The sequence below is a fragment of the Serpentinimonas sp. SSL01 genome, from assembly GCF_056323735.1.
The window spans coordinates 1,856,624-1,878,380 of the sequence record NZ_CM150487.1; the positions used below are offsets into that span (position 1 = coordinate 1,856,624).

Annotated in this window: 21 protein-coding genes; 9 read left to right on the plus strand and 12 right to left on the minus strand. The window is 66.3% G+C overall.

What is annotated here, in order from left to right:
* Positions 1-39 precede the first annotated feature (39 nt).
* Genes lnt through ACVMK0_RS08750 form a run of 3 tightly spaced genes read right to left on the minus strand, consistent with a single transcriptional unit; the run spans position 40 to position 3,199 of the window.
* On the minus strand, positions 40-1,686 hold the full coding sequence (lnt, locus tag ACVMK0_RS08740; RefSeq protein WP_476463561.1) for an apolipoprotein N-acyltransferase: 1,647 nt from the start codon (positions 1,684-1,686) through the stop codon (positions 40-42).
* Complete coding sequence (locus ACVMK0_RS08745) at positions 1,686-2,552, minus strand: HlyC/CorC family transporter (protein ID WP_476463562.1); 867 nt, start codon at positions 2,550-2,552, stop codon at positions 1,686-1,688. The genes lnt and ACVMK0_RS08745 overlap by 1 nt, the downstream gene beginning before the upstream one ends.
* A gap of 26 nt (positions 2,553-2,578) precedes the next feature.
* Complete coding sequence (locus ACVMK0_RS08750; RefSeq protein ID WP_052468483.1) at positions 2,579-3,199, minus strand: GNAT family N-acetyltransferase; 621 nt, start codon at positions 3,197-3,199, stop codon at positions 2,579-2,581.
* A gap of 223 nt (positions 3,200-3,422) precedes the next feature.
* On the opposite strand from ACVMK0_RS08750, the gene ACVMK0_RS08755 reads away from it, so the two are divergent.
* Positions 3,423-5,102: an AMP-binding protein gene (locus tag ACVMK0_RS08755; RefSeq protein ID WP_476463563.1), complete on the plus strand. Its 1,680-nt coding sequence runs from the start codon at positions 3,423-3,425 to the stop codon at positions 5,100-5,102.
* Positions 5,099-6,100 (plus strand): MBL fold metallo-hydrolase, encoded by a 1,002-nt coding sequence (locus ACVMK0_RS08760; protein ID WP_476463564.1) that lies wholly within the window; start codon positions 5,099-5,101, stop codon positions 6,098-6,100. Before ACVMK0_RS08755 ends, ACVMK0_RS08760 begins: the two co-directional genes overlap by 4 nt.
* Before the next feature lie 37 nt (positions 6,101-6,137).
* On the opposite strand, the gene argC is transcribed toward ACVMK0_RS08760, so the two are convergent.
* Complete coding sequence (gene argC / locus ACVMK0_RS08765; RefSeq protein WP_476463565.1) at positions 6,138-7,058, minus strand: N-acetyl-gamma-glutamyl-phosphate reductase; 921 nt, start codon at positions 7,056-7,058, stop codon at positions 6,138-6,140.
* A 230-nt stretch (positions 7,059-7,288) separates the two neighbouring features.
* On the opposite strand from argC, the gene sucC reads away from it, so the two are divergent.
* From sucC to ACVMK0_RS08780, 3 genes are read left to right on the plus strand one after another with little or no spacing between them, the layout of a single operon-like run.
* A complete protein-coding gene (sucC, locus tag ACVMK0_RS08770; protein ID WP_045536415.1) occupies positions 7,289-8,452 on the plus strand; it encodes an ADP-forming succinate--CoA ligase subunit beta in 1,164 nt (387 codons plus the stop codon).
* 38 nt (positions 8,453-8,490) lie between these two features.
* On the plus strand, positions 8,491-9,384 hold the full coding sequence (gene sucD / locus ACVMK0_RS08775) for a succinate--CoA ligase subunit alpha (RefSeq protein ID WP_476463566.1): 894 nt from the start codon (positions 8,491-8,493) through the stop codon (positions 9,382-9,384).
* Between the two features lie 52 nt (positions 9,385-9,436).
* A complete protein-coding gene (locus ACVMK0_RS08780) occupies positions 9,437-10,075 on the plus strand; it encodes an FHA domain-containing protein (RefSeq protein WP_476463567.1) in 639 nt (212 codons plus the stop codon).
* 11 nt (positions 10,076-10,086) lie between these two features.
* Here ACVMK0_RS08780 and pyrF read toward each other — a convergent pair whose 3' ends face one another.
* The gene (gene pyrF, locus ACVMK0_RS08785; protein ID WP_250960515.1) at positions 10,087-10,938 is read right to left on the minus strand and encodes an orotidine-5'-phosphate decarboxylase; all 852 of its coding nucleotides are present in this window, start codon (positions 10,936-10,938) and stop codon (positions 10,087-10,089) included.
* Positions 10,939-11,021: 83 nt separating this feature from the next.
* Between pyrF and ACVMK0_RS08790 the strand changes: the two genes are divergently transcribed.
* A complete protein-coding gene (locus ACVMK0_RS08790; RefSeq protein ID WP_045536421.1) occupies positions 11,022-11,792 on the plus strand; it encodes a class II glutamine amidotransferase in 771 nt (256 codons plus the stop codon).
* Positions 11,793-11,855: 63 nt separating this feature from the next.
* Here the strand turns inward: ACVMK0_RS08790 and gshB are convergent, their stop codons facing one another.
* From gshB to ACVMK0_RS08820, 6 genes are all read right to left on the minus strand, one after another.
* Complete coding sequence (gene gshB, locus ACVMK0_RS08795) at positions 11,856-12,815, minus strand: glutathione synthase (RefSeq protein WP_045536425.1); 960 nt, start codon at positions 12,813-12,815, stop codon at positions 11,856-11,858.
* Entirely contained in the window at positions 12,815-14,110 is a 1,296-nt protein-coding gene (gene gshA, locus ACVMK0_RS08800; protein ID WP_045536427.1) for a glutamate--cysteine ligase, read from the minus strand. The genes gshB and gshA overlap by 1 nt, the downstream gene beginning before the upstream one ends.
* Before the next feature lie 25 nt (positions 14,111-14,135).
* Positions 14,136-16,091 (minus strand): methyl-accepting chemotaxis protein, encoded by a 1,956-nt coding sequence (locus ACVMK0_RS08805; protein ID WP_476463568.1) that lies wholly within the window; start codon positions 16,089-16,091, stop codon positions 14,136-14,138.
* Positions 16,092-16,136: 45 nt separating this feature from the next.
* Positions 16,137-17,462, minus strand: a complete 1,326-nt coding sequence (locus ACVMK0_RS08810; RefSeq protein ID WP_045536429.1) for a methyl-accepting chemotaxis protein — start codon at positions 17,460-17,462, stop codon at positions 16,137-16,139.
* A 2-nt stretch (positions 17,463-17,464) separates the two neighbouring features.
* Complete coding sequence (locus tag ACVMK0_RS08815) at positions 17,465-17,977, minus strand: chemotaxis protein CheW (protein WP_045536431.1); 513 nt, start codon at positions 17,975-17,977, stop codon at positions 17,465-17,467.
* 79 nt (positions 17,978-18,056) lie between these two features.
* Positions 18,057-18,602 (minus strand): adenine phosphoribosyltransferase, encoded by a 546-nt coding sequence (locus ACVMK0_RS08820; RefSeq protein WP_476463569.1) that lies wholly within the window; start codon positions 18,600-18,602, stop codon positions 18,057-18,059.
* Between the two features lie 78 nt (positions 18,603-18,680).
* On the opposite strand from ACVMK0_RS08820, the gene ACVMK0_RS08825 reads away from it, so the two are divergent.
* The 3 genes from ACVMK0_RS08825 to lptC are packed head-to-tail and all read left to right on the plus strand — an operon-like array spanning position 18,681 to position 21,062.
* Positions 18,681-19,736, plus strand: a complete 1,056-nt coding sequence (locus ACVMK0_RS08825; protein WP_082027336.1) for a KpsF/GutQ family sugar-phosphate isomerase — start codon at positions 18,681-18,683, stop codon at positions 19,734-19,736.
* Positions 19,737-19,764: 28 nt separating this feature from the next.
* Positions 19,765-20,376 (plus strand): KdsC family phosphatase, encoded by a 612-nt coding sequence (locus ACVMK0_RS08830; RefSeq protein WP_476463570.1) that lies wholly within the window; start codon positions 19,765-19,767, stop codon positions 20,374-20,376.
* Entirely contained in the window at positions 20,373-21,062 is a 690-nt protein-coding gene (gene lptC / locus ACVMK0_RS08835) for an LPS export ABC transporter periplasmic protein LptC (protein WP_476463571.1), read from the plus strand. The genes ACVMK0_RS08830 and lptC overlap by 4 nt, the downstream gene beginning before the upstream one ends.
* Positions 21,063-21,210: 148 nt before the next feature.
* Here the strand turns inward: lptC and ACVMK0_RS08840 are convergent, their stop codons facing one another.
* Positions 21,211-21,636, minus strand: a complete 426-nt coding sequence (locus tag ACVMK0_RS08840; protein ID WP_250961002.1) for an RNA recognition motif domain-containing protein — start codon at positions 21,634-21,636, stop codon at positions 21,211-21,213.
* Positions 21,637-21,757: the final 121 nt, after the last annotated feature.

Consider the following 21,757-nt stretch of genomic DNA (forward strand, 5'->3'; position numbering starts at 1 on the left):
AAGCGCGCGGAAGGGCCGATTTTAGTGCCCTGGGGGCGCCTAAGCCCAGGTGCGGCGCCAGCACAGCGCCAGCAGCGCCAGCGCCGCCAGCACCACCGGCCACAAGCCCCAGTGCGCGGCCCAGCGCGCAAACGGGGTCAGGCCGCTGCGGCCCTCGACCGTGACACCCAGCACACCGCGCGTCAGGCGCGGCAACTCGGCCAACACACGGCCCATGTGGTCGATGCCCACGGTGGAGCCGGTGTTGGTGGCGCGCACCATCGGGCGTTGCAACTCCAGGGCGCGCAGGCGCGCGATGTGGCGGTGCTGATCGATCGCCACGGTGTTGCCAAACCAGCCGATGTTGCTCAAGTTGACCAGAACCGTGGGGGCCTGCCAGGGGCCGCGAAAGGCCGCTGCCAGTTCTTCGCCGAACAGGTCTTCGTAGCAGATGTTGGGCCCAAGGTGCTGGCCCGCCCACGCAAATGGCGCCTGCCCCAATGGGCCAGGGCGGTAGTTGCCCAGTGGGATCTGCATCATGTCGACGAACCACTGGAAAAACGGCGGCACGAACTCACCAAAGGGCACCAGGTGGTATTTGTCGTAGCGGAAGGTCTGCAGCGACGGCGTCCAGCCCAGCACCGAATTGGTGTAACCCTCGCGCCAGTTGCCCACCGGGATGCCAATCATCACCGCCGACTGGCTGCGCTCGATGCGGCCCAAGAAGGCCTCCCACCAGAGCGGATCGATCTCTTGTGGCAGCAGCGGAATAGCGGTTTCAGGCAACACCACCAAGCCGGGCTTGCCGGCGGCGTCGAACCGGTCGAGCGCCAGCGCGGTCTGCTCTTTGTACCATTGCAGCGCAAAGGGGATACCGACCTTGGGCTCAAACTTTTTGTCCTGCGCCACATTGCCTTGCAGCAGTTGCACCGGCAGGGTGCCGGTGCTTGCGGTCAGGGTGGGCACACGCTGCGCCAGCCAGCTGCCCAAGTGGGGCCACAGCAGCAGCGGCAGCCACAGGGCCAGCAGCGGCAACAGCGGCGACGCCATGTGACCGTGGCTCAGGCCACGCCCCGAGGGCACCGTGACCGTCCGCTCCCAAGGCACAGCCGGGGCGCTGCGTTGCACCAAGGCAGCCACCGTGCCCGCCGCCAGCGCCGCCGCCAGCGCGCCCATGCCATAGACCCCCACCCAAGGGGCCAAGACGGCCAGCGAATCGACGTGGGCGTAACCGATCGCCCCCCAAGGAAACCCAGTCAGCAAGGTGCCGCGCGCCACCTCGGCCAGCGTCCACAAGGCCGCAAAAACCACGGCCTGCACCAGCGGCGCAGCCGCGCGCCAGCGCCAAAACAGAGCCCCAGCGGCAGCGTAGTACAAGGCCAGAAAGGCCGCCAGCAAAAACACCGCGCCCGCCGCCAGCGGCACCGCCATGCCACCGTAGGTGTTCATGGACACGAACAGCCACCAAAAGCTGCCGCACAGCCACGCCAGCGCAAACAGGCCGGTGCGCCACGCCGCCCGGCGCCGGCTGGGCGCGCGCACGATGGCCAGCACCAGCACGCACAGCGCCAGCCACTGCAGCAGCGGCGTCGGCTCGCCGGCGTGCAGGCCCCAGCCGGCCAGCGCCAGCGTCTGGAACGGCCACGCCAAGGCCAGCGCCTGCACCCAACCCGCCAGCAGCAGCGCCGCCGACCAGGCGCCGCGCATCAAGGCGCTCCCTCGAGGCGCGTGACCTTGAACCAGACCACCGTGCCGCCGCGGGTGTGCTGGGAGCGAAACAGCAAGCCGCCCAAGGCGTGGCTTTCGCCGCGCTTGGGCACGTGGCCGAGCTCGTGCGCCACCAGACCGCCGATGGTTTCAAAGCCATTGCGCGGCAGCTCGACGCCAAAGCGCTCGTTGAGGCGCTCGATCGGGGTGTCGCCATTGATGCGCCAGGAGCCGTCGGCCAGCGTGAAGATGTCGCCTTCGTCTTCTTCTACGTCGAACTCGTCTTCGATCTCGCCCACGATCTCTTCGAGCACGTCTTCGATGGTGATCAGTCCGGCGACGCGGCCAAATTCGTCGATCACGATCGCCAGGTGGTTGCGGTTGCCGCGAAACTCGCGCAGCAAATCGTTGAGGCCCTTGCTTTCGGGCACGAAGGTGGCCGGGCGCAGCAGGGCGCGCAGGTTGAGCTCCGGGGCGCGCTGCAGTTTGAGCAAATCCTTGGCCATGAGGATGCCGATGATCTGGTCGCGCTCGCCCTCAAAGACGGGAAAGCGCGAGTGGGCGGTGGAAATCACGGTGTTGAGCACCTCGTTGAAAGGCGCGTGGATGTCGAGCACGTCCATGCGCGGGGCTGCCACCATCACGTCGCCCGCCGTCATGTCGGCGATGCGGATCACGCCTTCGAGCATGGCGCGCGACTCGGCGTTGATGATGGCGTTGTCCTCGGCCTCGGCCAAGGTCTCGATCAGTTCGTCCTTGGAGTCGGGGCCGGGGTTGAGAAATTCCACCAGCCGCTTAAAAAAACCGCGCTGGTCCACGTGCCGCAGCCGACGCTGCGGCGAACTACTGGGAGAGGGTTCGGACACAAGGGTGCCTGGTAGTTGATCAGCCCCTAGGATACAACAGCACGCTGACGCCCGAGACCACGACGCACCCAGCGGCGCAGTAGGTAGTGGGCGTTTTTGAGGGCATAGTCACCGCCCGCTAGGCGATCTTGCCACCACTCACTGGCGCTGGAGTGGAAATCGGCCGGGGGCAACAACAAGCGCGCCTCGCTCTCACTGCCCTCGCGCAGCACGCTCGCGCCAGCATTGCGGGCAATCGCCAGCATGGGGGCGTTTTCGCTCAGGGCGTGTATCACCAGCTGCGCCACGCCTTCGTTGCGGGCATGACGCACGGCGTGTGCAAACAGAACCGCCCCGTAACCGCGCCCTCGCACATGGGGAGCCACACTGACACCAAACTCGGCCGATTGTTCGCTGCGGCTGCGGACCGTGTAAGCCAGATGGGCCATAGCGATCAGCCGCATGCGCCAGTTAAAAATACCAAACACTTCGTCGCAGCCGAAGCGCAAACCCTCAACGTAGTGGCGGATGTGCACATCGCTGGCCGCATAACCAAAGCGCAGATAACGGTCGTGCTCGTCCAAGGCCAGCAGGTGGCGCAGAATCGCCGGCCGCTGCGCCGCCTCAAGGGTCGCAATCGGCGCCGCTGGGCGCGAAGCAGCACACACGCGTGGCCTTGCGCGGGGTGGGCTGAAGATTGGATCGGTGACTGACATGGCTCAACTATAAGGGTTTTCCCTGATTTTGTGCACTGAGCCCACGGATTGAGCCCCGCCACTGTTGCGGGCGCGACACCATCCAAGGGCTTGCCCTGATTCGGCTGTTGGCTCCAGCGCACACAATGCAACACCAATTTGCGCCCAGCTCGCCTCCTCACCTGCCGCTTGACCCATGGAAAAAATCTGGCTTCAGAGCTACCCTCCCGGCGTGCCGCACGCGATCGATGCGTCGCAGTACCGCTGCCTCAACGAGCTGTTCGAGGATTCGTTTCGCCAGCACGCCCAGCGCCCGGTCACGGTCTGCATGGAGCGCTGGATGAGCTACGCTCAGCTCGACCAGATGAGCCAGGCGCTGGGGGCTTACCTGCAATCGCTTGGCCTGACTGAAAACGCGCGCGTGGCCATCATGCTGCCCAACCTGCCGCAGTTTCCCATCACCATGGCCGGGGTGTTGCGCGCCGGCTACACCTGCGTCAACGTCAATCCGCTCTACACCGCGCGCGAGCTCGAGCACCAGCTGCGGGATTCTGGCGCCGAAGCGATCGTGATCCTGGAAAACTTCGCCCACGTGCTCGAGGAGGTGATCGGCCGCACCCCGGTCAAGCACGTGGTCGTGGCCAGCATGGGCGAACTGTTGGGCTGGTGGTACGGGCGCTGGCTCACCTTTGCCGTGCGCCATCTGGCCAAAATGGTGCCCCGCTACCGCCTGCCGCTGGAAGGGCGCACCATCGTGCCCTTCAAACAGGCGCTGAAAAGCGGCCGCAGCCTGCGCCTGCAGCGGCCCACGCTCACGCACGACTCGATCGCGTTTTTGCAATACACCGGCGGCACCACCGGGCTGTCCAAGGGCGCCATCCTGACGCACGGCAACGTGATCGCCGCCACCTTGCAGGCCGAGGCCTGGTTCACCCCGGCCCTGACCAAGCTCGGCGACGTCGGCCGCGCCAACCACATCATGGCGCTGCCGCTTTACCACATCTTTGCCCTCACCCTGATGCTGCTGGTGCTGCGCCACGGTTCGCACGCCACCCTGATCCCCAACCCGCGTGACATCGGCAAGTTCATCGAGGTGCTCAAGAGCCGTCCGTTCCACTTCCTGCCCGCCGTCAACACGCTGTTCAACGGCCTGCTCAACCACCCGCGCTTCAAGCAGGTCGATTGCTCGCACCTGGTGCTGTCGCAGGCTGGCGGCATGGCGGCCTTGGAAGCCACGGCGCGCCAGTGGAAAGCGGTCACCAAAAGCCCCATGATCGAGGGCTGGGGCATGAGCGAAACCTGCGCCATCGGCACCAACAATCCGGTCACCAGCACCGAGTTCACCGGCAGCATCGGGCTGCCACTGCCCAGCATCGACATCGCCATCAAGGACGACGAGGGCCGCGATCTGGCGCCAGGCAGCCCGGGCGAGATCTGCATCCGCGGCCCCAACGTGACGCCGGGCTACTACCAAAAGCCAGAAGAGAACGCCAAGGTGTTTACTGCTGACGGTTTCATGCGCACCGGCGACGTGGGCATCATGGATGCGCGCGGCTTCATCCGCATCGTCGATCGCAAGAAGGACATGGTGATCGTTTCGGGCTTCAACGTCTATCCGGCCGAGCTCGACCAGGTGATCGCCCTGTGCCCGGGGGTGCTCGAATGCGCCTGCGTGGGCGTGCCCGACGAGCGCACCGGCGAGGCCATCAAGGCCTATGTGGTGCGCAGCGACCCGACCCTGACCGAAGAAGCGCTGCTGCGCTTTTGCCACGAGCAGCTCACCGGCTACAAGCGCCCCAAATACATCGAGTTCCGCGACGAACTGCCCAAGAGCAACGTGGGCAAGATCTTGCGCCGCGAACTGCGCCAGAAATGAGCCCCAGCGCCACCGTGTCCACTGCCCCGACTCCCACCGCCCCGATTCCTACTGCCCTGCCCGCCAACGCCCTGCCCCCGGGCGTGCGCGTGTTCGAGCGCGGCTGGCTCTCGTCCAACAACGTGCTGATCGACGGCCCCGAGGGCGCCACGCTGGTCGATAGCGGCTACGCCAGCCACGCCGCCCAGACCGTGGCGCTGGTCGAGCAGGCGCTGCAGGGCCGCCCGCTGTGCCAACTGCTCAACACCCACTTGCACAGCGACCACTGCGGCGGCAACGCCGCCTTGCAGGCGCGCTTTGCCGGGGTGCAGACGTGGATCCCGCCCGGCCAAGCCGAAGCCGCCCGCGCTTGGGACGAAGCGGCCCTGAGCTTTCGCGCCACCGGTCAGCGCTGCCCGCGCTTTGCCTTTGATGCCCTGCTGCAACCCGGCCAAGCGCTGGCGCTGGGCGGGCACGCATGGCAGATCCACGCCGCGCCGGGGCACGACCCGCACGCGGTGCTGCTGTTCGAGCCGCAGCGGCGGCTGCTGATCAGCGGCGACGCGCTGTGGCCCAACGGCTTTGGCGTGGTGTTCCCGGAGCTCGACGGCGAGCCCGCTTTTGCCGAAGTGGCGGCCACGCTCGAGGCCATCGAGGCCTTGCAACCGCTGCTGGTGATTCCCGGCCACGGGGCCTTGATTGCCGGCGCGCCCGCCGTGGCGCAGGCGCTGGAGCGCGCGCGCAGCCGGCTGGCGCAATTTGCCACCCAACCCGAGCGGCACCGCGAGTATGCGATCAAGGTGCTGCTCAAGTTCAGGCTGATCGAGTGGCAGAGCGCCGCGCTGGCCGATTTTTTGGCTTGGGCCGAAGGCACGCCCTATCTGCAGCACTTGCACCGGCGCCACGGCGCGGGGCAGCATTTGCGCCCGTGGGTGCAGCAGCGCATCGACGAACTGGTGCGCAGCCAGGCGGCTAGGCTGGAACTCGGCCCCGACGGCCCTGTGCTGCTCGACGCCTGAACACGCAATGAAACGCAATGAAACGCGTCTTAACGCCTCAAACGCCCAGCATCAGGCGCAGGTTTTGCACCGCCGCGCCGCTGGCGCCTTTGCCCAGGTTGTCCAGCCGCGCCACCAGCAGCGCTTGGCGCTGGGCCTCGTTGGCAAACACGAACAGCTCAAGCGCATCGCTGCCGGCCAGCGCCACGGCGTCGAGCTTGGCGCTGGGGCTGGGCGTGCCCACGCGCACCCAGTCGCAGCCCGCATAGTGCGCGCGCAGCGCCTGCTCGAGGTCGGCGGCGCGCACTTGGCCAGGCAAGGCGTCGAGGTGCAGCGGCAGCTGCACCAGCATGCCTTGGGCAAAGTTGCCCACCGCCGGCACGAACAACGGCGCGCGCCGCAAGCCGCTGTGGGCCATGATCTCGGGCAGGTGCTTGTGCTGCAAGCCCAGCGCATAGAGCTCAAAAGCGGGCGCTTGGCCGGACTCGTAGGCTTCGATCAGGGTGCGCCCACCGCCGCTGTAGCCGCTCACGCTGGGCAGGCACAGCGCCGCATCGGGCGCAATCAAGCCGGCGTCGAGCAGCGGCCGCAGCAGCGCGATGGCGCCGGTGGCGTAACAGCCCGGGTTGCTCACGCGCTCGGCGCGCCGGATCGCCTCGGCTTGGCCCGGGCAGAGCTCGGCAAAGCCATAGACCCAGCCCGGCGCCACCCGGTGCGCGCTCGAGGCGTCGATCACCCGTGGGGCAGCGCCGCCCTCGGCCTTGAGCGCGTCGAGCAGGGCCAGCGAGGCACGCGCGTCGTCGTCGTGCAGGCACAAAATCACCAGATCGGCCTGCGCCATCAGCTCGCGCTTGACGGCCGGGTCTTTGCGCCGCTCGGGCGCAATGCTCAGCAGCTGCACAGCCGGCAGATTGGCCAAGCGCTGGCGGATTTGCAAACCGGTGGTGCCGGCCTCGCCGTCTATAAAAATGTGGGGCATGAGCGGATTAAAAAAAGAGGGCCGAACGAGGGACAAAGGAGGAACTTTAGGGGCACCAACCCGCCACGGCGTCAGTTTCGCATCAGGCTGGCGGCACAGGTGCATGATACAGTGTGGCTTTCGTGTGTCCTATGGCCTGTTGCACCGTAACCGTGGCCGATTTACATGCCCACGCTACCTTGCCCTCAGGGCGGACGTGTTGTGTTTGACTCTTACAGAGAGCGCTTTTCATGAAAATTCACGAGTATCAAGCCAAGGATATCTTGCGCCAATTCGGCATTCCGGTGCCGCGCGGCATCCCCGCTTTCACGGTGCAAGAAGCCGTGGAAGCGGCGCAAAAACTGGGCGGCCCGGTGTGGGTGGTCAAGGCCCAGATTCATGCCGGGGGCCGCGGCAAAGGCGGCGGCGTCAAGGTCGCCAAAAGCCTTGACGACCTCAAAGCCCGCGCCTCCGACATCTTGGGCATGCAACTGGTCACGCACCAAACCGGCCCAGGTGGCCAAAAAGTGCGCCGGCTCTACATCGAAGACGGCGCCGATATCCAAAAGGAATACTACCTCTCGCTCGTGACCGACCGCGGCACGCAAAAGGTGGCGTTCATCGCTTCCAGCGAAGGCGGCATGGACATCGAAGAAGTCGCGCACGCCACGCCCGAGAAAATCGTCAAGGTCTTTGTCGATCCGCTCGTTGGCCTCACGCCCGAGCAAGGCGCGCAACTGGCACAAGGCATCGGTATGCCGGCGGGTTCGCAGGCGCAGTTCGTCGAGATCTGCCAGAACCTGTACCGCTGCTACATGGAGACCGACGCCTCGCTGGTCGAGATCAACCCGCTCAACCGCAGCAGCAACGGCCAACTGATCGCGCTCGACGCCAAGTTCAACTTCGACGCCAACGCGCTCTTTAGGCACCCCGAGATCGTCGCCCTGCGCGACCTCGACGAAGAAGACCCGGCAGAAATCGAAGCCTCGAAGTTTGACTTGGCCTACATCAGCCTCGACGGCAACATCGGCTGCTTGGTCAACGGCGCCGGGCTGGCCATGTCCACCATGGACACGATCAAGCTGTTTGGTGCCGAGCCGGCCAACTTCCTCGACGTCGGCGGCGGCGCCACGCCCGAGAAGGTCACCGAGGCCTTCAAGATCATGCTCAAGAACGACCGCGTCAAGGCGATCTTGGTCAACATCTTTGGCGGCATCATGAAGTGCGACACCATCGCCACCGGCGTCATCACCGCCTGCCGCGCCGTGAACCTGAGCGTGCCGCTGGTGGTGCGCATGAAGGGCACCAACGAAGAACTGGGCAAGAAGATGCTGGCCGAATCGGGCCTGCCCATCATCAGCGCCGACACCATGGCCGAAGCCGCCCAAAAGGTGGTTGCTGCCGTCCAGGCCTGAGCGCCTCAACCATTGCAGCGCGCACAAGGAAACGCACCATGTCTATCCTGATCAACCAAGACACCAAGGTCATCACCCAAGGCATTACCGGCAAGACCGGTCAATTCCACACCGAAAAGTGCCAAGAATACGCCAACGGCAAGCAGTGCTTCGTCGCCGGCGTGAACCCCAAAAAGGCCGGCGAGCGCATTTTTGACATCCCGATCTACGCCAGCGTCAAAGAGGCCGCCGCCCAAACCGGCGCCACCGTGTCTGTGATCTACGTGCCGCCCGCCGGCGCGGCCGACGCCATCTGGGAAGCGGTCGAGGCCGACCTCGATCTGGCGATCTGCATCACCGAAGGCATTCCGGTGCGCGACATGCTCATGGTGCGCAACAAAATGAAGGCCAAAGTGGCCGCCGGCGGCAAAGAAACGCTGCTGCTGGGCCCCAACTGCCCAGGCCTGATCACGCCCGACGAAATCAAGATCGGCATCATGCCCGGTCACATCCACCGCAAGGGGCGCATCGGCGTCGTCAGCCGTTCGGGCACCCTGACCTACGAAGCGGTGGCGCAGCTGACCGAAATCGGCCTGGGCCAGAGCAGCGCCGTGGGCATCGGCGGCGACCCGATCAACGGCCTCAAGCACATCGACGTCATGCGCCTCTTTAACGACGACCCCGACACCGACGCCGTGATCATGATCGGCGAGATCGGCGGCCCCGATGAGGCCGAGGCGGCGCTGTGGTGCAAGCAGCACATGAAAAAGCCGGTGGTGGGCTTCATCGCCGGCGTCACCGCGCCCGCAGGCAAGCGCATGGGCCACGCCGGCGCGCTGATCGCGGGTGGCGCCGACACCGCCGACGCCAAGCTGGCGATCATGGAAGAATGCGGCTTCACCATCACGCGCAACCCCTCCGAAATGGCGCGCCTGCTCAAGCGCCTGCTCTGAGAGGCTGAGTTGGCGTAGCATGGGGGGTTGAAATGCCAGACGCAACCCCACCATGCCCACCCTGAGCATCCGCCTCGATGGCGCTGCGCCCTTGCTGGTGCGGCTCGAGCAGCCCCGCACCACGCTGGGCCGCCGCCCCTACAACGACATCGTCGTCGATAGCCTCGCCGTGAGCGGCGAGCACGCGGTGTTCGTTCTGCACCCCGACGGCGTCGAACTGATCGACCTGCACAGCACCAACGGCACCTACGTCAATGGCCACGCCATCGACAGCGTGCGCTTGGGGCCCGAAGACCTGATCGAAATCGGCCGCTGCCAAATGCGCTTGGTGTCTGAGGACTTGGCTGGGGTGCCACCTAAGCTTGGTTCTATGGCGGCTGCGACTGCGACCTATGAGGCGGTTTTGGTGGCGGCGCCCGCACCAGCCCAGCGGGCGCGCTTGCGCGTGCTAAGCGGCCCTGCAGCGGGCAAAGAAATGGCGCTCGAAAAACCCACCACCACCTTGGGCAAACCGGGGCTGGCGGTGGCTGCCATCACCCGTCTGGCCGATTCGAGCTTTGCCCTCACCTGGGTGGATGGCGCGCCCGCCGTGCTCAACGGCCAGACGCTGGGTCAGCGGCAGGCCAAGGCGCTGACGCACCACGACCGCCTGTGCATCGCCGGCATCGAGATGGAGTTCTTGCTCGATTGAGTGGTGTTGGACTAACCCAGCCCCAACGGCCGGGCCGCCTGCAGCAGCGCGCGCGTGCGCTCGGCCTCGCGTCGCGCGGCCACGGCAAAATCGTCGCCGGCGCTGGCGTACAGAATGGCGCGCGATGAGTTGACGGCGATCAGCGCTTGGCTGCGGCTGGCGTCGCCGCGCCAGCCAGCACGCACCGTGGCGGCGGCGTCGCCGCCCTGCGCGCCCACACCGGGAATGAGCAGCGGCAGCGTCGGCGCCAAGGCACGCACGCGCTCGATCTCTTGCGGGTAGGTGGCGCCCACCACCAGCCCGAGCTGGCCGCTGAGGTTCCACGGCCCCTGCGCCAAGCTAGCGATGTGCTCATACAGCAGCGGCTGTCCGGGCAGATCGGCCAAGCGCTGGTTTTGCAGCTCGTCGCCGCCGGGGTTGCTGGTGCGGCAGAGCAAAAACACGCCCTTGCCGGGGTAGTGCAGGTAGGGCTGAATGGAGTCGAAGCCCATGAAGGGCGACAGCGTCACGGCGTCGGCGCCGTAGCGCTCGAAGGCTTCGCGTGCGTACTGCTCGGCGGTGCTGCCGATGTCGCCGCGTTTGGCGTCGAGGATGATGGGCACGTGCGGCGCCGCCACGCGGATGTGCGCCAGCAGGTGTTCGAGCTGGTCTTCGGCGCGGTGCGCGGCAAAGTAGGCGATCTGCGGCTTGAAGGCCAGCGCTAGGTCGGCGGTGGCATCAACGATGGCGGCGCAAAAGTCGTAAATGCGCGCCGGGTCGCCGCGCCAAGCGTGCGGAAAGCGCGCCGGGTCGGGGTCTAGGCCCACGCACAGCAGCGACTGGTGGCGGCGCTCGGCCGCATGCAGCATCTCGACGAAGTTCATGCCTGCGATTGTAGGCGCGCCGCTTGGCGTGCAGGCGCGATTGCCGTCGTGCACCCTAGCGCGCCGTGCTACGCTACACGCCTATGTGCCAACTGCTCGGACTCAACTGCGCCACCCCGACCGACGCCCAATTCAGCTTCAGCGGCCTGCAGCGCCGCGGCGGCGCCACCGACCACCACGGCGACGGTTGGGGCATCGCCTTTTTCGAGGGCAAGGGGCTGCGCCTGTTTGTGGATTGCGAAAGCGCCGCGCACTCGCCCATGGCCAATTTTTTGCGCCAGTACCCGCTCAAGAGCACGCACATCATCGCCCACGTGCGCAAAGCCACCGAAGGCGCGGTGCGGCTGGAAAACACGCACCCTTTTTGCCGCGTGCTCTGGGGCCGGCACTGGGTGTTTGCGCACAACGGCGACCTGAAGGACTACCGCCCGCACCTGCACAGCCACTTTCACCCCGTGGGCGACACCGACAGCGAGCGCGCTTTTTGCTGGCTGCTGCAAGAGCTGGCCAAATCCCACGCCAGCCTGCCCAGCGTGCCCGAGCTCACGCTCACGCTGCGCGAGCTGCTGCCCCAGGTGCGGCGCCACGGCAGCTTCAACTTTTTGCTCTCCAACGGCCAGGCGCTGTGGGCGCACTGCAGCACGCAGCTGCACTACCTGGTGCGCCAGCACCCCTTCGCCCACGCCACCCTGATGGACGAGGACTGGACCGTGAACTTTGCCGAAGTCAACCAGCCCGGCGACCGCGCCGCCGTGGTCGTGACCACGCCGCTGACGCGCGACGAACGCTGGACCGCGTTTGCCGCCGGCGAGCTCAAGGTGTTTGTCGATGGCTTGCCGCTGGACGGGGTCTGAACCGCAGTACCGTGCGGGCCCAGCACCACAGCGCCCGCCCTACCCCAGCGCCTACCCCGGCGCCTACCCCAGCGCCTGCTCGAGCGCATCGACAAAGCGCGCCGCCACGTCGAAGCCGGTTTGATCGGTGATTTCCTGAAAGCAGGTCGGGCTGGTGACGTTGATTTCGGTCACGCAGTCACCGATCACATCCAGGCCCACCAGCAACAAGCCGCGCGCCGCCAGCTGCGGGCCGATGGCGCGGGCCAGCGCCCAGTCGCGCTCGCTCAGGGGCTGCGCCACGCCTTTGCCGCCGGCGGCCAGGTTGCCGCGCACCTCGCCGCCTTGTGGGATGCGCGCCAAACAAAAGGGCACCGCCTCGCCGCCGATCAGCAGCACGCGCTTGTCGCCCTGGGCGATTTCGGGCAAAAAGCGCTGCACCATCACCGTGCACTGGCCGTGGCGGTTCAGGGTTTCGATGATGACACCGAGGTTGAGCCCGTCGGGGCCGACGCGGAAAATCCCCATGCCGCCCATGCCGTCGAGCGGCTTCAAGATGATGTCGCGCTGCTCGGCGTGAAAGGCGCGGATGGCCGCGGCAGAGCGCGTCACCAGCGTGGGCGGGGCGTACTGGGCAAACTCCAGCAGCGCCAGCTTTTCTGGGTGTTCGCGCAGCGCCTGCGGCCGGTTGAACACGCGCGCGCCCTCGCGCTCGGCTTGCTGCAGCAGGTGCGTGGCGTAGAAGTACTCGCTGTCAAAGGGCGGGTCGGCGCGCATCAGCACGGCGTCGAAGTCGCGCAGCGCCAGCGCGCTGCGGGCACCCACCCGGTACCAGTCGCTCGGGTGGCCGGTGAGCTCGAGGGCTTGCGCCCACGCCTGCACCGGGCCGCCGCTTTGCCAGTGCAGATCGGCCGCTGTGCACACCGCCAACTCGTGCCCGCGGCGCTGGCATTCGCGCAGCATGGCAAAGGTGCTGTCCTTGGCGATCTTGAAGCCGGCCAGCGCGTCGGCCACGCACAGCAGCCGCCGGGGCTGCGCACGCATCAGTCGAGCTCCTCGGCCATGGGGTCGGTGGCTTCGAGCTCGTAACTCGCCGCCAGCATCGCCAGCCGGGCGATCACGCCATAGAGGTAGAAGCGATTGGGCACGCTGGCCCCCGGCTTTTGCCCCGGCTGGGGCTGCTGCGCGCTTTTCTCGAAGGCCAGCGGTGCAAAGCTGGAACCGGGAGCGTTGAGGTTTTCGTCGGTGCCGCGCTCGGCGTGCACGCGGTAAAAACCGCCCACCACGTAGCGGTCCATCATATAGACCACCGGCTCGGCCACGGCGTCGTTGACGCGCTCGTGCGTCAGCACGCCTTCTTGAATGATCACGTCCGAGACCGGCTGGCCGTCTTTGATCACCGCCATCTTGTTCTTGGTCTTGCGGTTGAGGTCGGACAGATCAGAGGCGTCGCGCACCGTCATCACGCCCATGCCGTAGGTGCCGTTGTCGGCCTTGACGATGACGAAGGGCTTCTCGCGGATGCCGTATTCTTTGAACTTCTTTTTGATTTTGCCCAGCAGCGCATCGACGTTGCTCTGCAGGCACTCCATCCCGGTGCCTTCGGCAAAATTGACCTGCCCGCAGTGGTTGAAGAGCGGGTTGATGAGCCACGGGTCCATGCCCAGCAGCTTGCCAAAGCGCTTGGCCACCGCTTCGTAGGCGGCAAAGTGCTGGCTTTTTTTGCGCACATGCCAGCCGGCGTGCAGCGGCGGCAACAGGTACTGCTCGTGCAAGTCTTCCAAAATGCCGGGCACGCCGGCGCTCAGGTCGTTGTTGAGCAGCACCGTGCAGGGGTCGAAGTGCTTGAGCCCGACACGCTTGCCCTGGCGCAGCAGCGGCTCGATGCGCACCTGCTCGCCGTTGGGCAGGTCGATGGTCACGGGCGCTTTGAGCTCGGGGCTGAGCGAACCCAGACGCACATTGAGGCCGGCCTGATAAAAGATTTTCTGCAGCTGCGCCACGTTCATCAGGTAGAACATGTTGCGCGTGTGGTTTTCGGGCACCAGCAGCAGGTTTTTGGCCTCGGGGCAGATTTTTTCGATCGCCGCCATCGCCGCCTGCACCGCCAGCGGCAGCATCTCGGGCGTGAGGTTGTTCCAGCCGCCCGGGAACAGGTTGGTGTCCACCGGTGCCAGTTTGAAGCCGGCGTTGCGGATATCGACCGAACTGTAAAACGGCGGCGTGTGCTCCATCCACTCGAGCCGGAACCAGCGCTCGATCACGGGGGTGGACTCGAGCACGCGCTGCTCGAGCTCGTTGATGGGGCCGGTCAGGGCAGTGACTAGATGAGGAACCATGGCCCGACTTTAACCCATCAAGGCTTCAAAAACTCTCCCACTCGCCCTCGGTGTTGTTGGCCGCTTTGGGGCTGGCTTTGGCGCTGTTGCGGTTGGGCAAGGCCTTGGGGGCCAACGGGGCAGGTTGGGCTGGGCTGCGGGCCGGCGCTGAGGCCTGGGCTTTGGCAGCGGCCGGCGCAGCTGCGGGCAGCGCCTTGGCCGAGGCGCTCGGGTGCGCTTGCGGCTTGGGCAGTGGGGCGGCGGCGGGCCCGGACGCAAAAGCGCTGCGTCCTGCGGACTGCCTAGCGGGGGGCTGCGCTCGGCCGGATGTTGCAGCCAAAGCACTCCCTTCGACCGCTGTCGCCGTGGCGGCTGGGCGCGCGCGCAGCGCTAACGCGCCGGCCTGCGCCGCAGAGCCGCCCTCGGCGCCGGTGCGGAAGGAGCCGATCGCCTCAGCCAAGCGCCCGGCCTGGTCGCGCAGGCTCTCGGCGGCGGCTGCGCTTTGCTCGACCAGCGCGGCGTTTTGCTGCGTCATCTGGTCGAGCTGGTTCACCGCCACGTTCACTTGACCGATGCCCTCGCTCTGCTCGGCCGCTGCGGCCGTGATTTCGCCGATGATGTCGCTCACGCGCTGCACGCTGGTGACGATTTCGTTCATGGTAGCACCCGCCTCCTGCACCAGGCGGCTGCCGCTGTCCACCTTTTCGACGCTGGCACCAATCAGGGCCTTGATCTCTTTGGCGGCTTCGGCGCTGCGTCCAGCCAGGCTGCGCACTTCAGAGGCCACCACGGCAAAGCCGCGCCCTTGCTCGCCCGCCCGCGCCGCTTCCACTGCGGCATTGAGCGCCAAAATGTTGGTCTGGAACGCGATGCCATCGATGACGCCGATGATGTCAGAGATTTTCTGGCTACTGGAGCTGATGTCGTTCATGGTGTGCACCACCTGCCCCACCACCGCGCCGCCTTTTTGTGCCACTTGCGCCGCGCTGGCTGCCAACTGGTTGGCTTGGCGCGCCGAATCCGCTGTCTGCTTGACCGTGGCCGTGAGCTGCTCCATGCTGGAGGCGGTTTCTTCGAGGTTGCTGGCGGTTTGCTCGGTGCGCCGGCTCAAGTCTTGGTTGCCGTTGGCGATTTCTTCGGATGCGGTTCCAATGCTGTCGTTGGCCTGGCGCACTTTGCCAACGATGTCGAGCAAAGACACCTTCATGGCTGCCAATGCCCGCAACAAATCGCCCAGCTCATCGGTGCGGTTGCTGGTTACGCTGCGCGTCAAATCCCCTTGGGCCACCGCTTGCGCCAACTCCACCGCTTGTTGAATCGGGGCGCCGATCGAGCGCCCGATGCGCCACGCCAACAGCACAGAAATGAGCAGAGCCGCCACAAAAAGCACCCCAACCAACAGGTACAGGGCTCGGAATTCGGCCTGAATCTGCGCCTGCAACGCCGCCATCGACGCCAACTCACCATCGACCAGCGCCTGCGTGACCTCCACGTAGCGGTTGGTGAGGGGCAAAAACTGGCTGTCGATCAGCGCCCGTGCGGCGGCATCGTCGCCGGCGGCCTTGAGCTGGTTGACGGCATCTTGGGCAGCCAGCCACTGCGTGCGCACTTCGACCACCACGCCGGCGCGCTGCAGCGAGTCGGCGTCTCCCTCAGCCAGTGCCAAGAATTCCGTTTGGGTGGCGGTGGTGTCGCGCATGGTTTGGGCCATGGCAGCGCGAAAAAACTCGAGCACCTCGGTGCCCGGCGACACTGCCACCGCCAGCGAGCGTGCTGAATTTTGGCGTATGTTGGCCAGCCATTCACTGGCCAGCTCCAGCTTGCTGGCTTTGACCCGCATTTGCTGGCTCAAGTCACGCACCAGCTCTGCCTTCCAGACCGTAGCAGCCAAAACCACTGCAAACAGCAGCAAAATACCAGCAAAAGCACCATTCAGGCGCCGCTGCACCGTGCCCAACAGGCCGCGGGATTGCAGCTCGGCTGCGTAAGCGTTTTGAGACATCTAAAAATCCTCGACGTTATAAATAGATAGCAACTCCGCCCTAGCTCACCGCCCAGGCATGGTCAAGCGCCGCTCTGCGCCCTGGTAGCCCGAGGCTTTTCCATGCCCGCGGGTCGCGGTGCGCTGCAGCGGCGGGTGGCCGGGGTGCGCGGCGTCTTGCAAACGAAATACCGCCACCAGCTCGCTCAAGCGCTGCGCCTGGTCGCTCAAGGCTTGGGCGGCTGCGGCGCTTTGCTCGACCAAAGCGGCGTTTTGCTGTGTCATCTGGTCGAGCTGGGCCACTGCGCCGTTGACCGACGACAGGCCGCTGGCCTGCTCGCCGCTGGCGCTGCTGATCTCGGTGATGAAAGCCGAGACCTTGTGCGCGTTGGCCACGATTTCGCGGATGTTGGTGCCGGCTTGGTGCACCAGCTTGGAGCCGGCTGCAACGGTTTCGACGCTGGCTCCTATGAGCTGCTTGATCTCGCGCGCTGCTGCCGCGCTGCGCCCGGCCAGCGAGCGCACCTCGGTTGCCACCACGGCAAAACCACGGCCAGCCTCGCCAGCGCGTGCCGCCTCTACTGCCGCATTCAGGGCCAAGATGTTGGTCTGGAAGGCAATGCCGTCGATCACGCCGATGATGTCGTGTATCTTCTGGCTGCTTTGGTTGATTGCATCCATGGTGCGCACCACCTGGCCCACCACCTCTCCGCCCCGTTCGGCCACGCTGGCATTGTCCTGCGCCAAACCCAGGGCCGACTGCGCCGCCTGGCTCGATTGCTGCCCAGCTACTGTGATCTGATCCATGCTGCTGGCGGTTTGCTGCAGGTTGCTGGCCGTCTGCTCGGTGCGCTGGCTCAGGTCCTGGTTGCCGCTGGCGATCTCGCTGCTGGCTTGGTGGATGCTCTCGGCCGCCTGGCGCACCTCGCCCACCGTGCGCGCCAGCGAGGCCTGCATGTCGGCGAGGTTGCGCATGAGCTCGGCGATTTCGTCGCGCCCGTTCAGGTCGGGTGTGGTGCTCAGGTCGCCGCGGGCAATCGCCACCGCCAGCCCCTGCGCCTGCTCCAGCGGCCGCGTGATGCTCACCATATTGAGCAGGGTCGAGGGCATGACCACCAGCACGGCCAAGCACAAAACACCCAAAAACAACCACAGCGCCCAGCTGGCGCTGCTGGCCGCCTCGGCCGCAAGCAGCTCGAGCGCCGCGCGTGCCTGCTCGGTCTGCGCGCCTTGCTGAGCCAGTTGCAGCAGCTCGTTTTGCACGCCGATCAGGCTCTGAATACCCCACCAACCAGCCGCCCCCAGCAGCATGAGCAAAGCAAAAACGACCCCGATCGCGCCGATCATGCGCAAGCGGATGGAAAACAGGCGCATCAGGGCGGTGCCGTCCATGGTCAGGCCCGGCTGTCGATCAGCCCCATGTCGGCGCTGGCCATCAGGGCTTCGATGTCCATCAAAATCAGCATGCGCTCGCCCACGCTGGCAATGCCGGTGATGAAGGTGGTGTCCACCGCAGCGTTGGCCATCTCGGGCGCCGGGCGGATCTGGTCGTGCGCCAGTTCCAGCACATCGGAAACCGAATCGACCACCGCGCCCACCACCCGGCCCTTGACGTTGAGCACGATCACCACCGTAAAGCTGTTGTATTCGATCTTCTCGCAGCCGAGCTTGATGCGCAGATCGACCACCGGCACAATCACGCCGCGCAGATTGACCACGCCCTTGAGGTGCGGCGGCGAGTTGGCAATGCGCGTGGGCTCTTCGAACGAGCGGATTTCTTGCACCCGCAGGATGTCGATGCCGTATTCCTCGGCACCGAGCCTAAAACTCAGGTATTCGGCGCTGCCGCCAGCGGCACCTGCAGCGCCGCGCTTGGCCTGGGACGGGGATTGCTCAAAGGTATTCATGCAAACTCCATAAAATGGTGCTAATATAGCAAAAATTTCTGTCAGTTACTGAGCGCCAATCGGGCTTGCGAAAATCGGCTCAGGCGTCGTCGAACTCGACCAAAGTGTGCAGGGCCAAGCCGCTGTCGCGCAAGCGCTGCACGCCCCCCAACCCGGGCAGCGCCACGATCGCCGCGCCCTCGAGCACCTGCGCGCCGAACTTTTCCAGCAGGCGCTTGCCTGCCAGCATGGTGCCACCGGTGGCGATCAGATCGTCGATCAGCAGCACGCGCTCGCCCTTTTGCACCGCGTCGGTGTGCAGTTCCACGGTGGCGCTGCCGTATTCCAGCTCGTAGCTTTCCTGCACGGTGGTGTAGGGCAGTTTGCCCTTTTTGCGGATGGGCACGAAGCCAACGCCCAGCTCGTAGGCCAGCACCGCGCCGATGATGAAACCGCGTGCGTCCAGCCCCGCCACCACGTCGGGGCGCTGGCCGCGCGCCATGTAGCGGTGCACAAAAACGTCGATCAAGACCCGAAACACCTTGGGGTCTTGCAGCAACGGCGTGATGTCGCGAAACTGCACCCCGGGGGCCGGCCAGTCGGGCACGGTGCGAATGTGGGCCTTGAGGTAAGCGGAAGTGTCCATCCGACGATTATGAAGCGAAAACCGCAGCCCAACCGATGCGCCAGCGCCTCTTGATTTGCTCTGGTTGATAATCCAAACATGGCCCAGACGCAACCCCACGCCGCCCCCGCTTTGCTGCCCCACCCCGATCAAGCCGAGTACCCCGCGCACACCAGCGCCCCGGCGTCCGCGCAGCGCCTGCTGCAACTGGCGCGCGACACGCTGGCCATCGAGGCGCAGGCGCTGCACGACATGGCCCAGCGGCTCGACACCCGCTTCGTGCAGGCGGTGGAGCGCATGCTGGCCTGCCGTGGCCGCGTGGTGGTGAGCGGCATGGGCAAAAGCGGCCACGTGGGGCGAAAGATCGCCGCCACCCTGGCCTCCACCGGCACCCCGGCGCTGTTCATGCACCCAGGCGAAGCCAGCCACGGCGACTTGGGCATGATCACCAGCGCCGACGTGTTGCTGGCCATCAGCAACAGCGGCGAGAGCGAGGAGCTCAGCGCCATCTTGCCGCTGATCAAGCGCATGGGGGTGCCGCTGCTGGCCATGACCGGCCGCGCCGACTCGAACCTAGGCCGCCACGCCGACGTGCTGCTCGACACCAGCGTGGCCAAAGAAGCCTGCCCGCACAACCTCGCCCCCACCGCCAGCACCACCGCCCAACTGGCGATGGGCGACGCGCTCGCCGTGGCCTTGCTGGACGCGCGCGGCTTCAAGGCCGAAGACTTTGCCCGCTCGCACCCCGGCGGCGCGCTCGGGCGCAAGCTGCTCACCCTAGTGGCCGACGTGATGCGCCCGGCCGAGCAAGCCCCGCGCGTGGGCCTGCAGGCGCGCCTGCCCGAGATCATGCGCGAGATCAGCGCCAAAGGGTTAGGGGCCACCGCCGTGGTGGACGCCGACGGCGTGCCCGTGGGCATCTTCACCGACGGCGACTTGCGCCGCCTGATCGAGCGCGGCGCCGACCTGCAATCTTTGCGCGCCGAACAGATCATGCACCCGGACCCGCACACCGTGCGCCCGCAGGCGCTGGCGGTCGAGGCCGCCGAGCGCATGGAAACGCACCGCATCACCAGCGTGCTGGTGGTCGATGACGCTGGCCGCCTGTGCGGCGCCCTCAACAGCCACGACCTGATGCGCGCCAAGGTGATTTGATTCCTACGCCCACCGCCAAGCCCACTTCATGTCCTCTACACCCTATCCAGTCGCGGCGCAGCCGGCCCCCTCGATCGACCCCGCCCTGCCGGCGTTGCGCCCCAGCCTGCAGTTCGACCCCGCTGTGTTGCTGCGCGCCCAAGGCATACGGGTGGTGTTTTTCGACATCGACGGCGTCCTCACCGACGGCGGCCTGTACTTCAGCGACGCGGGCGAGACCCTCAAGCGCTTCCACAGCCTCGACGGCCACGGCATCAAGCTGCTGCAGCGCGCCGGCATCGAGGTGGCGGTGGTGAGCGGCCGCGACTCGGCCCCCTTGCGCACCCGCTTGCAGGCGCTGGGCGTGAAGCACAGCCGGTTGGGCTGTGAAATCAAAAAGCCCGCCGCCGAAAGCCTGTTGAGCACGCTGGGCCTGGGCTGGCACGAGGCCGCCGCCATGGGCGACGACTGGCCCGACCTGCCCCTGTTGCGCCGCTGCGCGCTGGCGGTGGCGCCGCCGCAGGCCCACCCCGAGGTGCGGCAGGTGGCGCACCACACCACGCAAGCGGCAGGCGGCCACGGCGCTGCGCGCGAGCTCTGCGACCTGCTGCTGGTGGCCAGCGGCCACTACGCCCGCTTGCTGCAGGAGGCCGGTGCTTGAACCCCCGCCCTAGCTTGGGGCCCGCGCCTGTGCTTGCAACCGTGCCAGCCCGCGCGCTGGGGCGCGACCCGGCGCGGCTGCTCAAGCGCGCTTGGGACCACGCCTCGCTGTACCTGCCCGTGATCCTCATGGGCCTGCTGGCGCTGGGCAGTTACTGGATCATTGGCCAGAGCCCCGCGCCGGCCGAACCGCCCGCGGCGCGCGCGCCGGTAACGGGCCCCGGCGCCGTGATGCAGGATTTTTTGCTGCGCGACTTCGGCCCCGACGGGCAGCTGCTGCTCAAAATCGAAGGCGTACAGCTTCACCATTATCCGGGCGCCGCGCGCTTGGTGGTCGAGCAAGTGCGCCTGCAGCAGCGCGACGCCCAAGGCCACTTGAGCTTTGCCCAAGCCGATCGCCTTGAGAGCACCACCGACCGCACCGTGCACCGCCTCAGCGGCAACGTGGTGCTGCTGCGTCCGGCGCGCGCCGCCACCGCCACGCAAGCCGCCGTGCCCGAGCAAGAATTTCGCAGCCAAGCGCTGACGCTCTACACCCAAGCCAACCGGATCGAGTCGGATCAGCCCGTCGAAATCCGGCGTGGAACGCACCTGCTCCGGGCCCAGCGCATGCAGTACAACCAAGGCACGGGCCAGCTCGAGTTGCAGGGCCAAGTGCGCGCCACCCTGGCGCCCCCCGCTCAATAGGGCAGCCCCAAAAAGACAACCCAATAAGCCTTACAACGAGCCAGAAATACGAAACCCCGCAAACCAAGCAGGCTTGCGGGGTTGATAAAACGCTCAGGCTGGTCGCGAGCGACCAGTTGCTGCGGTTTTAGCGATCAGGGGTGGGTGATCAGTAGCCGCGGCCACCGCCGCCGCCGCCTTCGCGACGACCACCGCCGCCGTAGGGGCTGCGGAACTGGCCTTCGCCACCGCCGCCTTCGCGACGACCACCGCCACCACCACCGCCGTAACCACCACCACCACCGCCGCCGCCAAAGCCGCCGCCACCGCTGCGGGGCGGACGCGACTCCATCGGACGCGCTTCGTTGACCACCAAGCTGCGGCCACCAAGCGACTGGCCGTTCATGCCTTCGATCGCCGATTGGGCGTCAGAATCGCTGCCCATTTCTACGAAACCAAAGCCTTTGGAGCGACCGGTGTCGCGCTCCATCATGACTTTAGCGCTGCTTACTTGGCCGAACTCGCCAAAAGCCTTTTGCAAATCTTCGTCGCGCACCGTGTAGGGAAGATTGCCGACGTACAGTTTGTTGCCCATTGAACCGGGACTCCTGAAAACACAAAAAAAACAATAGCGATTGGCACCCCGTTGGCACGAAGATAGCACTTGGCTGGCTGCAGTGGCACGCGAAAAAACCGATCACCTGGAAAGCGCAGCC